The organism is Kordiimonas lipolytica, assembly GCF_042651265.1.
GTDB lineage: Bacteria > Pseudomonadota > Alphaproteobacteria > Sphingomonadales > Kordiimonadaceae > Kordiimonas > Kordiimonas lipolytica.
In genome coordinates, this window is record NZ_JBHSCR010000002.1 from 63,654 (window position 1) to 77,200 (window position 13,547).

General features: G+C 53.7%; 10 protein-coding genes. 6 read left to right on the forward strand and 4 right to left on the reverse strand.

The annotated features are described in order from the left end of the window. The 3 genes from ACFO5Q_RS03850 to ACFO5Q_RS03860 are packed head-to-tail and all read right to left on the reverse strand — an operon-like array spanning position 1 to position 4,227. On the reverse strand, positions 1-1,272 hold the full coding sequence (locus ACFO5Q_RS03850) for a hypothetical protein (protein WP_068147592.1): 1,272 nt from the start codon (positions 1,270-1,272) through the stop codon (positions 1-3). Continuing rightward, positions 1,259-3,586 (reverse strand): putative bifunctional diguanylate cyclase/phosphodiesterase, encoded by a 2,328-nt coding sequence (locus tag ACFO5Q_RS03855; protein ID WP_068147588.1) that lies wholly within the window; start codon positions 3,584-3,586, stop codon positions 1,259-1,261. The genes ACFO5Q_RS03850 and ACFO5Q_RS03855 overlap by 14 nt, the downstream gene beginning before the upstream one ends. Continuing rightward, a complete protein-coding gene (locus ACFO5Q_RS03860; protein WP_068147586.1) occupies positions 3,586-4,227 on the reverse strand; it encodes a cupredoxin domain-containing protein in 642 nt (213 codons plus the stop codon). Before ACFO5Q_RS03860 ends, ACFO5Q_RS03855 begins: the two co-directional genes overlap by 1 nt. Positions 4,228-4,436: 209 nt before the next feature. Here ACFO5Q_RS03860 and pepF point away from each other — a divergent pair, with 209 nt between their 5' ends. Next, positions 4,437-6,332, forward strand: a complete 1,896-nt coding sequence (gene pepF, locus ACFO5Q_RS03865; protein ID WP_068147584.1) for an oligoendopeptidase F — start codon at positions 4,437-4,439, stop codon at positions 6,330-6,332. Between the two features lie 141 nt (positions 6,333-6,473). On the opposite strand, the gene ACFO5Q_RS03870 is transcribed toward pepF, so the two are convergent. Then, positions 6,474-8,735 (reverse strand): M10 family metallopeptidase, encoded by a 2,262-nt coding sequence (locus ACFO5Q_RS03870; RefSeq protein ID WP_068147581.1) that lies wholly within the window; start codon positions 8,733-8,735, stop codon positions 6,474-6,476. A gap of 260 nt (positions 8,736-8,995) precedes the next feature. Here ACFO5Q_RS03870 and ACFO5Q_RS03875 point away from each other — a divergent pair, with 260 nt between their 5' ends. From ACFO5Q_RS03875 to ACFO5Q_RS03895, 5 genes are all read left to right on the forward strand, one after another. Further along, on the forward strand, positions 8,996-9,820 hold the full coding sequence (locus ACFO5Q_RS03875) for a c-type cytochrome (protein ID WP_082719863.1): 825 nt from the start codon (positions 8,996-8,998) through the stop codon (positions 9,818-9,820). 759 nt (positions 9,821-10,579) lie between these two features. Beyond that, complete coding sequence (locus tag ACFO5Q_RS03880) at positions 10,580-11,422, forward strand: hypothetical protein (protein WP_156431949.1); 843 nt, start codon at positions 10,580-10,582, stop codon at positions 11,420-11,422. Further along, positions 11,406-11,603, forward strand: a complete 198-nt coding sequence (locus tag ACFO5Q_RS03885) for a hypothetical protein (protein WP_068147575.1) — start codon at positions 11,406-11,408, stop codon at positions 11,601-11,603. The genes ACFO5Q_RS03880 and ACFO5Q_RS03885 overlap by 17 nt, the downstream gene beginning before the upstream one ends. A gap of 78 nt (positions 11,604-11,681) precedes the next feature. Then, positions 11,682-12,179 carry a hypothetical protein gene (locus ACFO5Q_RS03890; protein WP_068147572.1) on the forward strand — a complete coding sequence of 166 codons (498 nt, stop codon included), beginning with the start codon at positions 11,682-11,684 and terminating at the stop codon, positions 12,177-12,179. Beyond that, the gene (locus tag ACFO5Q_RS03895) at positions 12,169-13,473 is read left to right on the forward strand and encodes a hypothetical protein (RefSeq protein ID WP_068147569.1); all 1,305 of its coding nucleotides are present in this window, start codon (positions 12,169-12,171) and stop codon (positions 13,471-13,473) included. Before ACFO5Q_RS03890 ends, ACFO5Q_RS03895 begins: the two co-directional genes overlap by 11 nt. Positions 13,474-13,547 lie beyond the last annotated feature (74 nt).

Consider the following 13,547-nt stretch of genomic DNA (forward strand, 5'->3'; position numbering starts at 1 on the left):
CTAGAAACGCTGCCGGTAGCTGAGCTGCAGCTGGATTTGGTCCTGCTCCGGCGCGGTCCACCACAGCCCTTGCCGGGCTGCCCGGTTGCTGTCCACGCGCAGGACTTCGGCAATCAGGTTGGCTTTTTCGCCCACCTTAGCATTGAAAGCCAGCGTCCAGGCGGTACCGACCTCATTATTGTTGTCTTCGGCCACGAATGTATTGTCGTCTGTGTCGAACCAGTCGCGGCGCAGGCTGATACGGTGCTTGCCCAGCTTGCGGGTGGCCATCACATACCCAGCCGAGAAATCGACATCCACCATCCGCTGCCCTCCGATGAGATTACCCATCTTGGTGTTGCCTGCCATATACTGTGAGATCAGCTGTATACCGGCTGGTGCCTTCACTTCCGCATAGATGTTCAGGAAGCGCGTATCCCAGGCATACTGCTTGTGTTTGAAGGTTTCCGGGTCACCGCGGTTATCATAGTAGAAGGCACCCAGCTTGACCCGCCTGCCATACTCCCAATCAAGCGCGCCATAAAACCCCGGTCGCCCGTCAAGTTCACGAATGGGATGCACCCAGACAGGTTGGTCGGCCAGAAAACCACCCGGTTCGATAGAAGGGACAGGCGCCAGCGGCACCTGGCTGAAAGCGCCGGTTTTATAGTCACCAAGGGCCCAGCCCCGGAAGGCCAATAGCGTGCCTGCTGGATCATTGAAGCCAAATACCGCAGCTGTGAGAGATAGCTTTTGGCCCTCCATCTTCCATGTGGCCTTGCCTTCAAGCGCGAGCGCGCGGATTTCCTCGCCCACCCAGCTGTTAACAGCAGACGGGGTGATGGTGAAAGGACTGGTCCAGGCTGTGGATATATTCTCACGCGAGATATGCGGGAACAGAAGGCCCGCCCGCATTTCATACTGCAGGTTGGATGTGGGCACGGGTTTATAGTGTAGGAATGCTTCCACCAGGTCAGCCGGCTTATCCTGCTCCGGATCGAACTTTGCGTGAACAAAAGCCTGCATATCCCAAGTGATGTCAGACCGGGCGATAAGCGACATTTCAGCAAGCCGCAGTCGGCCCTTCCCTCTGCCCAGGCGGTCACCGCCGTACCGAAGCTTGCCCAGCCAGTCGTCAAACCAGCCCTGCTCACCGGACACAACAGAAAAGCGCGTGTCAGTCAGCAACTCCAAATCGACTTTCGGCAGGCCGTCTGCTTGAACTTGTGATGCCGCAGAGAGTGCCAGAGCGGCAGCGCAGGCCACCCTTGGAATGGCTTTAAGCCGGACCATACTCACTCTCTTTCAGGAATTCCTCGAGCTCAGCGGGCGGCAACGGACGGGCAATATGATAGCCCTGAATCACGTCACAGCCATATTCCCTCAAGCGGCCAACCGATTCCTCATCCTCAACCCCTTCCGCTGTCACCGAAAGACCAAGGTTATGGCCCAGCTCAATGGTTGAGCGCACGAGGATATTGTCTTCATCGTTTTTCGCCAGGTTGAGAACAAAGGACTTGTCGATCTTGATCTCACCCACTGGCAGCTTCTTGATGTAGCTGAGCGAGGAATAGCCGGTGCCGTAGTCGTCAATCGAGAGAGCAAGGCCCATAGCGCTCAACATATTGAGCACATCCAGCGCCCGGGTCATGTCGTGCATCACAGCACTTTCCGTCACCTCAAGTTTCAGGAAAACGGCCGGCAGGTCATATTCCCTGAGGAGTGCCAGAATTTGCGCCGGAAGATTATGGTTCATAAGGTCGTTGGTCGAAAGGTTAATCGCCACGGCCAGGTTCAGCCCACTTTCTCGCCACTCGGCGGCTTGCTCAATCGCCTTCCTCAGGCCCCAATCGGTCACATGCCGAATATCGCCCGTGCGTTCCGCCATCGGGATGAAGTCATCTGGCGGCACAAAGCCACGGGTTGGGCTGATCCAGCGGATCAAGGCTTCGACAGCCGTGATTTTGCCGCTGGCCAAGTCAAGCTTTGGCTGGTAGGCGAACTTCACTTCGCCATTCTTCAGGCCGCCGCGAAGTTCACTCATCATTGAAAGGCGTGCCTTTTGCGAACTATCGCGATCAGGATCGTACCAGGCAAAACCACGCGGTGCGCCCCGCCCCTTGTCAAGCGCAGCCTGGCCATGCCGCAACAGTGTCGCGCTGTCTTCGCCGTCGCCTGGAAACTTCACAAGGCCCAGCTTGACGCCCGCGTCGATCACAATATCGGCAACATCAAACGGGGTCAGAAAACTGTTGAGAACCAGCGACGCTCGCGTTTCTGCCTCTTCCGCGTCACGCACCAGAAATCCGAAGGATTCTGTTGATACCCGCGCAACTTCAGTATCCGCAACCTTTTCAATGCGACGGGCAACGCCCTTGATCAATTCGCTGATATTCTGGTGGTTAAGCACAGTGCGAAGTTCCGGCAGTTGCTGCACTTCAGCCAGCACAAGCACAAAGGAATCTGAATGGTCTATTTCTTGATCGATCATCCTGTCGAACATCAGACGGTTTCGAAGCCCTGTCTCCACATCATGATAGGCTTGGAAGGTGATCTTGTTTTCCCGCTCCTTGACCGCAGAGATCATCTGATTGAAGCTGGATGTCAAGTCTGCGACCTCATCCCCGCGGCTTTCAGTTTCAACTTCCTCATATCGGCCCTTGGCGATCTGCTGGGCTGCTGACGCAAGATCGGTTAGTGGTTTCGTCACGCCCCGCGCCACAACCACGCTGCCCGCAATCAAAAGAAGCAGGCTCAGGACCAAAACAGTGATCATGGTGAATACCAGCGGATCATAGGGCGCCAGCGCCGCATCCATCGAATAATAGAGAAGAGCGGATATTTCTTCGCCGTCCTGTCCCGTGACGAGCGGCTGTCGGCGGAACATATGCTCCTGATCCAGGAATGTCGCGCGAAAGGCTTCCTCGCGCGGTTTGGTCAGCACCAGATAGCCCCCAAGCTCGTCCGCGTTCGACGTGGCCGCAGCAACATGATACTGCCCCTGGCCTTGTCGGTAGAGAAAACCGATCTCAAGATCAATTGGCGACAGGCTTTTGATTTCCTGGGCTGTAGCCTTGTCCAGCTCAATGCCGAAGGCCAACCAGGCAATGGGAACCGGCGCGCGCACTACCGTCACTACCAGTTCGAAAATACGCCCGTCCAGAGATACCAGTTTTGATGCCACACCGTCGCGTTCAGCCAGTTGTTTCATGTCATCGCTGATCATAGGCATCGCACTGGTCACTTCGCCGTCCAGAAGTGATGCAATCGGGGAACCTTCGATATCGGTAATCACCGCCATGTCCGCCTCAAGCCGGCGGGCCTGGTTTTGGAGGGCTGAAATCACTGTCGGCCGGTCATCTGTCCCCAAAGCCTGCCGGAAGCCATAATCCTGGGCAAGGGCCGAAACACTTTCGCCCAGCGTTTTAACCCGATAATTGACAATTCGTTCGAATACGCGGGCCGAAGCGTCCAACTGCTCGCGGGTCTGGTCTTCCACATTGGTGGTCACAGACCGATAGAAAGCCAGAAGAATGATACCCATCACCGCCAGAAACAGCGCAAGATAGACAACCGTCAGTTTGGTTCTGAAGCGAAACGCTGGCATCAGTTATATTCATCCTCTGCTGGCGGCTGCTGGACACTCCGAATAGACCGCAGATTAACTTGGCCCCTAGCTTCCCCGCCATCGGCTGGCACTGCAACGCCGGTCAAAACGGGCACCTCACCCGACGTGAGATCAGGGTGCCAGACGTGAATATCATATTCACCAACCTCCACCCCCTGAACCAGAACGGTTCCGTTTGTGCCTGTTTTCGCCAGAACCGGATGCTCGCTTACATAAATATAAGCGAGCATATTATCGTGGATATTGCACCCCAGGGCAACAATGCCGGGGTTATCGAATGTGATGGTCTTGCTTTCGTCCTGGCCGTAAAGCCGAAGCTCAAATCGCTTGGGCTTGGAGAAGGAATATACCTGATGGCGGAATTCATCAAAATTGGGGAAGGATACCGTCGTCCCCGCCCGCACAGGCAGGACAAAAGGCGAGAACATTGTCCCCTGCTGCCGCATCTCAGCCCCATCCATTTGCGGAGGCGGTTGTGTCAGCGGAAACTTTGGTGCGAACGACAAAACAGCATTTGGAACAGGCTGGCCTTTGCCATCCTGAATCTCAACCAATAAGTCTGCAGCTGATACCTGCGAGCCCATGAGCCCCATTACCAGCATCAAAACCCTGATTTTCATTCTACCCCCAACAGTAACTGTTTGAATTCAATAACATATTGAAACAGGTTCTGCCTCACCAATCAATTATTGGTGACATACAGACTGTTGTATTCGGGCCATGCCCAAGCCTGAGAGTGCCCCAACCGCACCTGAAATCAACCTTGGTTATATTGCCACGCTCTCAAACCGACGCCAATCTAGCGACATCTTATTTGTGGGAGGAAACAATGAAAATCACAAGAAAACTGCGGCTGCCTCTTGCCGCCCTGATGACATCGACAGCCATGCTTGCCAGCGTGCCAAGCACTCTGCCCGTGTACGCGACAGACATGCCCCAAGCAACCGTATGGGACCTGACAGACCTTTATGCCAATGCCGATAGTTGGGAAGCTGAACGTCAACAGGTCCTGGCAAACATGAAGGAGCTGGACGCCTATCGCGGCCGACTCGGGGAAAGCGCTACCACTCTTCTAGCGGTATCAGACAAGATTTCCGCCCTGCAGAAATCTGCCCTGCGGCTTTTGGTGTATGCAACTTTGTCGGCCGACGAAGACCTGAGGGTTTCAGAAACCCAGGAACGCAGGAGCCTTGCCCAGTCCCTTTTTGCCGAATTCAGCCAGGCCACTTCATTCATCGCGCCTGAACTTCTGGAAGTCGGCCCGCAAAAAATCGAAGGCTTTATTGCATCCGAACCCGGCCTCGCGAAACACGCCTTCAATATTCGCGATACCCTGAGGCAGAAAGACTATACGCTCAGCAAGGAAGCTGAAAAGGTATTGGCAAATGCAGGCGACGTGCTTTCCGGCCCGGGCCAGATATACGGACTGATGGCCAATGCCAGCATCCCCTGGCCTTCGATCACGCTATCGAACGGCGAAGAAGTGAAGCTTTTGAACCAATCGGCCTATAGCAAATATCGCGCAGTACAGAACCGGGATGATCGTAAAGCCGTTTTCGATGCCTTCTGGGGCACCTGGAAACAGTATGAAGCGATGCTGGGGGCCACGCTTGGCACACATGTGAAGGGCCATGTATTCCGCGCCAAGTCACGCGGTTATGAAAACGCACTGGCTTCTGCCGTCTCCGGCAGCAACATCCCAACAGATGTCTACCGCACGCTTGTGGACGCGGCGAACGATAACCTCGCCAGCATGCACCGCTACCTGAAATTGCGGCAGCGGCTTCTGGGGCTTGAGGACCTTCACTATTATGACATCTACCCTGAGGTAACAGCGCTGGACCGCACCTTCAGCGTGGATGACGCCAAGGAAATGACGCTCGTGTCCCTGCAGCCCTTCGGGGAAAAATACTTGGGGCACCTGAAGGAAGGCTTCAAGGAAGACTGGATGCATGTGCTGCCGCAGCCTGGCAAGCGGCCTGGGGCCTATATGTTCGGGTCAGCATATGACGTGCACCCTTATGTGCTGCTGAACTTCAACGGCGGCTTTGAGGACGTTTCCACCTTCAGCCATGAATGGGGCCACGCGGTGCATACACTTCTGAGCCGTGAGAACCAGCCGTTTGAGAACTTCAGCTACACCACTTTCACGGCGGAACTGGCTTCCACCACCAATGAGGTGCTACTGCAGGAATATATGCTGGCGAAGGACCTGCCAGACGAGGAGCGGCTTTACTATATCGACCGGGCGCTTGAAGGCATCCGGGGGACCTTCTTCCGCCAGACCATGTTCGCGGAGTTCGAGCTGAAAATCCATGAAATGCAGGAAGCCGGTGAGGCGCTTTCAGGCGCCAAGATGACCGCGCTCTATCTGGACCTGCTGAAAAAGTATCACGGCCATGATGAGGGTGTGATGAACATTGATGACGCCTATGCCATCGAATGGGCTTACATCCCGCACTTCTACCGGAACTTCTATGTCTATCAGTATGCCACTTCCATCTCTGGCGGCACGGCGTTCGCGGAGCGCATGCTGGCTGGCGATGAGACAGCGACTGAGGATTATATCAAGGTTCTGGAAGCTGGTGGGTCGCAGTATCCATACGAACTTCTGACGGCATCCAAGGTCGACCTCGCATCCAAGACGCCTTACGAAACCCTGATCAACCGCATGAACCGGCTGATGGATGAGGCAGAGAATATCCTCGACCGCATGGGGAAATAAGCCTCTGAAACGCCTTAACGAAGCCGGGGTTCGCCCCGGCTTTTTATTTGAGAGACGGCACCGCCCTGAGCGCTAAACATGAGCGCAAAATAAAAAGGCGCCACCCGTCGGTAGCGCCTTGTCGTTCAGCCTTTAACGGCTCTAGCTATAAAGAATATCGATGCCCGACAGGTCAGCCACCGAGAGACCTGTGAGCAGCAGGCTGTCGCCACCGCCAAGGTCGATCAACAGGCCATCGGCTGTTTCCGATGCGGCGGCCTGCACGCTTGCCAGGTTGGTGAAATCTGTCGTGGTGTCACCAAGGTCGAGAATGTCCTCGCCAATTGTGAAACCGTCGATCTGATCATCGCCGCCGCTTCCGGAGAAGACAAACACATCGGCCCCGTCCCCGCCACGCAGGATATCGTCACCGCCACCGCCTGTGAGCGTATCATCGCCGGTGCCACCATAAAGCGTGTCGACGCCTGTACCGCCTGTCACGACATCATTACCGCCGCCGCCGTATATTTCATCATTGCCGCCACCGCCAGAAACCACGTCGTTTTCCGAGCCGCCGAAGATGACATCGTCGCCGTCGCCGCCATCCAGCGTATCGGCCCCGGTTTTACCAGCGTAGATCACATCGTCGCCGCCGAATCCTGAGATATTATCGTCATCATCGCCGCCACCAAGCTGATCATTGCCGTCTGCACCAAAAACAAAGTCATTGCCATCGCCAGCCCAGAGCTGTGCTGCACTGGTTTCATCAGTCACGGCTGCACCGTTGACCCAGCCGCCCCCTGCAATGGTATCATCGCCGGAACCGCCAAAGACAACGTCTGCGCCGTTTCCGCCATCCAGCAGGTCATTGCCAGCGCCGCCGCCAAGTGTATCGTTTCCAAGGCCGCCCGACATGCGGTCCGCACTCGCATCACCAGCGCCCGCCCACAGGGCATCGTTTCCAAGGCCACCTTTAAGTGTGTCCTCGCCTGCATTGCCCCGCAGCGTATCATCGCCGCCACCGCCTGTAATGCTGTCGTCACCTGCGTTTCCTGCAAGCAGGTTGGCGGCATCGTTCCCGGTTAGGGTATCATCACCCAGCCCGCCAAGGGCCCGCTCGATCGTGATCTCAGGCGGTGTGAACACAGTGTCAGTCTTGCTGGCGCTACTCCCGCCAAACGTCAGAACGGTCGTACCGACATTGCTCCAACTTCCGGGCGTCAGGTCCAGATGAACGGCTTTGGTCTGGCTTGATGCATCGTATGTATCGGTCCCGCCGGTATCCCAGACAGTTTCATAATATCTGGTGCCAGCCAGAAAGCTGTATGTGGTGTCGCCTTCATTGGCATCGATTGCCCCATAAAGGTGCTGCAACGCCAGAATATCGTAATACATGTAGGTCGTTGGGTAGAAATCGAGCGAGTGGATGTCTGTATCCACTGACGAATTATAAGACATCACAGTATATTCGAGGCCGTCATATTCTGCCGGCATCACAACACCCGACCCGTCGCTGTCGAATGTGTGCTTCAGGCCGACTGCATGGCCGAGCTCATGCAAAAGCACCGTATGGAAATAAGACCCTTCTCCGCCTGTACTCTGGTTCTGAGAAAGAAACCAGATATCGCCAGCCTGCGATGATGAATAAGGCAGGTAGGCCCATGCCGCAGCGTCTTCGTCTGCAAGATTGGTCCAGGCCGGGCGGATAACGCCTGCACTTTCGGCATTGTCAGGCACCAGGGTGAAGACGATATTGGCAAAACTGGAAATCTGCGACAGGGCGTCGTCAAACAGGTCTTTTTCCGCCTCTATCAGATAGCTGATGCCTGCCCACGGCTCAGAGTCTGCGGATTCCGACCCATAACCAAAATCCGGGTCTTCGGAATAAATACTGCCGTCTGTCGGATAGCTGTAAGTGACCTCAGTGGCCTCCGTGCCTTCCAGGTTCTTATAGCGCCATAGCGACAAAAGCGCGTCGACTTCGGTGATGCCGCTTGCCTCGGTTTGTTCGGCAAAAGCTTCTGAAAAAGGCGTTACAGCAGTACCGGCATATTCCCCATAGCTGAAAGTATAGGTGCCCGTGGGGTCATACCCATCAAATGGACCATCCCAGCTACCGGCGGAGATATAATAGGTTCCGCTTGTGTCAGGCGTAAACACAAGGAGGCTTTCCCGACCATCGCCACTGTCGTCGTCCTCAACACCCAGAGAATTGCCGTTGGAATCGTATATACCCTTGATGTAGGGGTCCTCAAGCGTACCATTATTCGATAAAAGCCCCCTAAGACTAAAACCGTATGTCACACCCGCAGTCAGCGTAACGGCAATCCAGTCCTCGTCCCCGACAGACTCGATCGCTCCTTCGAACTCCTCGCCTTCGGCCACGGAGGCGGTCGTCGTCAGGTCATTTGTAATATCGGCCACTCACTTCACTCCGCTCATCGCCACCCCCACTGGCAGCTTGTTATACCATCATGCCCCACTCCATGACAGCCTTCCTGAAAATTGCACCTAAATCAGCATTGATGCATTCTCGCCTGCCTGCAATGTTACTGTCATTGGCCTGCGTTTATAAAGAAGACGCCATGCGCGACAAAACACCGCCATGACAAAATCTGCTGCTGCCATTAAGAATGTGCCTGACGGGGTCCAGTACGCAATGAGCTAATGAGTATAGATTAAGTATGTTAAGTTCGGCTTACCGCCCTTGGTGTTTGATTTTGCTGGCCTTTCTGGCGCTTTCCCACTCCGCTATGGCTGGGCAACCGGAGGCGGAAGATAGCCGTGGCCCTGCCCTGTTTCAGAACTGCGTTCGCTGCCACACCATTGCCAAAGACGCCCCCCACCGATATGGCCCCAACCTTCACGGGTTGATGGAACGTGACATTGCCAGCGCACCTGGCTTTGACTATAGCCAGACACTTCTTGACCAAGCGGGCCGCTGGGACCGCAAGCGACTGAACGCTTTCATCGCAAAGCCTCATCTTGCGCTCCCAGGCAACAAGATGCCCTATTCCGGGTTGATGAACCCTCATGACCGCGCTGACCTGCTGGACTGGCTTATGCTGGCTTCCAGCGATCCGAAACTGGACGAAAGCGTCGATAAGCCGCTTGGCATTTATAGCCGCGGAGCCCCCGAACGGGGGCGTGCCTTATCCAGGCCCTGTCAGGTTTGTCACAATTTCCGGCCGGAGGAAGGCCATAAAATTGGCCCAAACCTGTTTGGGGTTATCGGCCGCAAGGTCGCGGGCGCGGAAGGCTATGACTATAGCGACCAGCATCTCCGGCGCGGCGGCTACTGGACACCAGAGGCGCTTGAAAACTTCTTTCTGGAACGAAAATCGTTTCGCCAGGGCACGCACAGGGCATTCAGGACACTCAAAGGCCCCATCGACCGCGCCAACCTCATTGCCTGGCTGGCGACGCTGAAGGAAACCCCGGAAGTAGATAGTACGGACAACAAACAGCCGTCACAGCTGGGTGCCACAACAGAAGATGACAGAAGATGACAGAAGATAACGGATTACAGATACATCAACCAAGGATTCCATGACGCAGGAGAATAAAGGCGTCAGGCAATATGGCGATCCCGGGAGGACTCGAACCCCCAACCTGCTGATTAGAAGTCAGCAGGTTGGTTAAAATGATGCCGCCATGTTTTTTGTATAAACATATATATTAAAGCCACTTAAGGGTAGTTTCTGGCAATCTGACGTCATGCTCTTCCACTATTTTCCACTTCTTATTGTGACACCAGTGTGACGCAGGGCATTTCCTGCAGATTAAACATTCTCTGTCCGTCTAGCGCTGATTCGTATGAATAGTGCCATACATGAGTATCAGAATCGGTTAAGTTCGCGTCACCTGTTCTGTGGTAGATTTTTTTTGAACGCCAAAAAACGCCGATTTGGATCGCACCTCAGCACCTGACGCCAAATTAGATTACTGCAACCTCCCTAGAATGGCAGACTTTAGCCATTTTGCTGAATATTGTCGTCATGGTTAGAAATCCAAAATGGATTGCACTTTGCACAAGCAATCCATTTTGGATTAAGCCATTGTTTAAGCTGAATATTTTCCTTGATTCCACAGAAAAGACCTCTCTACGCTAAAGGCGACTAGATACGGCCCATTAGTAGAAAGGAAGCACCTAATGAAACCCACAACAGAAACTAACCACGAGAGGCCAGACTGGGTGACACGCGAAGAGGTCTGCAAATACCTGCCAATGTTCACACCCAACTTTCTGAAAAATCATAGAGAGGATATTGACTGCTACAAGCTTGTGGCCAACAGAGCCTGGTATCATCTCCCCAGCCTCAAAGCATGGCTTCATCGGGGAATTGATATCGCGGACAAGAAAGCTACCCCATCAAACAGCGGGCGCAGAGGTAGGCCGCGCCAAGCATCAAGCGTATGACATGGTCAGTTATCGAAAAGGCTACTTCATAGCCCCTCGTAGCGCGGCATCACACCCAGCTTTCAAGAATGAACTTGAAGTCGCCATATATCTTTTCCTGTTACGCAGGGCTGCATTCGAAGAATGTGAGATCAACATGATGGGGCGAGTTATTCAATTGGAAAGAGGCCAAGTCGCTATCTCCAATCGCCGTTTAGCAGCAGAATTCATGCATAGCGAAGCGTCCGTGAGACGGTTGCTAAAACGAATGAGCAATACGCGTGACGCACTGATAAGCGTTTCAAATGATCGCGGCGTGAACACCATAACAGTATGTAACTACGATGAAATTCAAGACCTTGGCAATTACATAAACCCTAGACCAATCATGGGCACTGACGCACGCTCGACGAGCAAAGGGCGCACGAGTGACGCGAAGATAATAGAATTAAGAAATAAAAATAAAAAACACGTGCGCGAGGAATGGCGTTTCAACCCAGAAAACCCAGACGACTGGCGTCGTTTGCTCGGAGATCCGTCAAACCGAGCGATGCGCGAACGTCACGAAAATCACTGGAACCCAGCTCTGCTTGGTCCCTCGCCTTGGCGATCCTGCAACAAACATATCCCATCTCAAATCTTGGCAGAATATGGCCCATCTTGGGGCTGGCTTGCATCAATTGGAGACAAGAAAAATGTCCGCAAGGCTTGAACTAACTACAGCGCTTGCTGCGCTGACCATCGCTGGCTTTTCAGCGATCGCTTTTGACACCCTGTTCGCCAAAGACGGTGCCTTCTGGGCTGGCTGGGCACTTGGCGGACTCATCGCCATCCTGACCCGCGATTGGTTCCTAAGCATCTACCTGGAGGACAGAAAAGAAAACCAAGACTAGCAAGTTGGCAGATCAGGGCGGCCACCCTGACCTGCCGGCCAATCATCACAAAACCCACCTGAAAAATGGAGAATTATTATGCTGGCAACCGCCAACATACCCACACTATCGCGTGTGGAAAAGTCGGAAACTGATTTTGACAACCTGCAAGACCTTACATGGACGCCATGGTTTAGCGGTCAGCCGCTATACGCACTTTCCCTTCACCTGCCCTCACCCCAACTGGAGGTGGATAACTTCAATTTCAGTATTCTCTTGGCGCAAAAGTTTGAGCGCACTGCATTGCTCGAGAAACTAGCTGAAGGAAATTCAGACCAAACCTTGATCAACGCAATGAAAGAACATGGCATGCTTGCTGGCAACATTCCCCCAGCTGCTTGCATGAGAAGTCCGGCCAGATTCCTCTTCTGGAATCCGATATTCGCGAGGCTGGCAAACATCGCACCCTCCCTTCCTGCCACGACTGCCCCTGGCTCGCCTGCAGAACAGGAACTATCCGAATGGCTTCCGGATTTGAAGGCAACGCTAGTGTTGCTGAAATGCTTCGACGAACAGGAGGCCTACCATGTCTGCTGAGTGCCTCTCCTGCGAGCTGCTTAACGAACTTCATACGATCAGCGCCACTTTATCCGCCAAGATCTTTATCAAACTAGCCCCCCTAAGTCTGGCACTGTTTGGAATTGTACTAATGATCTACTGTTATGCTCAGATCCTTTTTGGAATGCTTGAAAATACCCTCGCAGACCGCGTCCGGAGGCTAGTTCCCGTTCTAGCCTGGTCTTCCCTGGTTATAGTCCTTCTTTCTGTTCGCCCAGACGAAAGACCAATCGTTTTCTCTTGGCTGGTTGACCCTGTCGAACAGCTGGCCCTCAGCGCAGGACTGGAACTTCTTGACGTTGCGGATGTCCCCATTGACGCTCCGAAGGAACTGGTTACGGTTGAAATTTTGGGGATGGAGGTAACCAACAGATACGCCCAACTGGGCTTTGCGGTCGAAAGGTCAGTTTTTTACCTAATGAACCTTTCATGGACTCTGGTCGGAGGAAACGTATCAGGGGCAATCGCAGGCGTACTGCTTCTCATCCCATATGGACTATTACTTATCTACTTCACCTTCTTGTTGTTGACAGCAAGCTTTAGCTTCCTTGCAGCTGGCGCTTCGCTGCCCATCGCAATTCTGGGAATACCCTTTCCACGTTTTCGCAGCACATGGCAAGCAAGCTGGTCTCTGGCTAAACTTGGTGGCTTCACAACTTTCTTCATCTGTCTCGCGATGGCGTTTTCCGTCACCGCAATAGATACAGTAGGAAGAAAAATATCAACAGTTCAAGGCCTAACCGAATACTTCCAGCCAAGAATCAACCAACAATATGCTCTATATTTGAAGCACTGCCCAAAGACCATCTGGCAATCCAGTACACACAGTATAAGCAATGAGCCAAACTCAGATTTCAATGCAGAAAAATGCAGACAAGCCACCGAAGAGCTTGACGAACTTAAGGCTGCGTTTGATGACGCATCACCCCTAGAACCAGGGAATAGCGCCTACTTTATTCTACTCGTTATGGGCGGTGTTTCACTACTGCTCCATTATCAAGCTAGCAAGTTCGCAGCTAACTTCAGCGGTGCACAAGACTCTGGCGGTGCAGCATTTGCTACGGCAGCTGCCACTAAAGCTCTTAGCATTGGTGCCTTAACATCGGCCAATCCCAAAGCATTGCTATCTATGGTTCGGAACGGTTTTGATGCCGCAAAGGGAGCAGAATCAGGCATGGCCGCTAGATCGTTCATGGAAGGTATGCTGTCTAACGGAGGAGCACCTCAAGACCATGGCAGGAAATCGCCAATCGACCTCGCCAAAGAGCAATAAACCCTCACTACGGATCTGTGTCCGCCCTCATATGGTCCCACTCACTTAGTCCACACGAGCAAGGCAACCCCAAT